At 68.5% G+C, this 1,106-nt stretch carries 1 protein-coding gene; it reads right to left on the bottom strand.

Going from position 1 to position 1,106, the window contains the following annotated elements; translation table 11 throughout:
- A partial coding sequence (locus tag ACN675_RS29185) for an AMP-binding protein (protein ID WP_420754120.1) occupies positions 1–1,106 on the bottom strand: 1,106 nt, incomplete at both ends.

The following is a 1,106-nucleotide window of genomic DNA, read 5'->3' as shown; positions in this document are numbered from 1 at the left end:
ACCGGACCTCACCGGCATCCACCCCACGATCGGCCCGCCACGACGTCACCTCCACCGCCGCCTCCGCCGGACCATAGGTGTTCCACACCGGCACCGACCACAACGCCGACACCCGATCGACCACCGACCAGGTCAACTCCTCACCCCCGGCCGACAGATACCGCAACCGCGACCCCGCCAGCGACACCCCCGACTCCACCATCGCCGCCATCACCGTCGGCACCAACTCCACGAACACCGCACCCGAATCCACGATCCGCCGACCCAGATACTCCAGATCCCGCTCACCACCCTCACGGATCAACTCGCACCGCGCCCCCACCAGCACCGGCCACAACACCTCCGGCACCGCCGGATCGAAACTCGGCGACGTCTTCTGCAACACCACCTCACCGACCCCCACCGGGAACTCCGACTGCCGCCACCGCACCAGATTCACGATCGCCTCGTGCGACACCACGATCCCCTTCGGCCGCCCCGTCGACCCCGACGTATAGATCACATACGCCGCCGACCCCGGCACCACCGACAACCCCGCCGCCGGCAACCCCGACCCCGACGCCTGCGACCACTGCGGCGAATCCACCAACACCACCAACGCCCCCGACGCCGACAACACCGACGAAAAACGCTCCGCCACAACCGAAGACGTCACCACAACCACCGGATCGGCATCGGAGACCATGAACTCCACCCGCTCGAGCGGATACCCCACATCCACCGGAACGAACGCGCCACCGGCACACACCACCGCCCACGACGCCACCACCGACTCCACCGACCGCGGCAACAACACCACCACCCGCGACTCGGCCGACACCCCCATCGACGCCAACACCCCCGCGGACCCGAACACCCGCTCCCCCAACCGAGCGAACGACACCACCGCACCCTCATCCGACGAGACCGCCACCGCATCCCCGAACGCGGCCACCGCCTCACCGAACAACACCGGCAGCACCGACGAACACCCCACACCCGGACCCAACGGCAACAACCCCACCGCCGTCACATCCGAGATCACCGACGCCGCCGCCTCCACCGACGACAACACCGACACCCCACCAACCCGCACACCCACATCCACCGCACACTGCGCCAGCACG

The organism is Rhodococcus sp. O3 (genome assembly GCF_048897285.1).
Classification (GTDB): domain Bacteria; phylum Actinomycetota; class Actinomycetes; order Mycobacteriales; family Mycobacteriaceae; genus Rhodococcus.
This window is presented reverse-complemented; position numbering and strand designations above follow the sequence as displayed.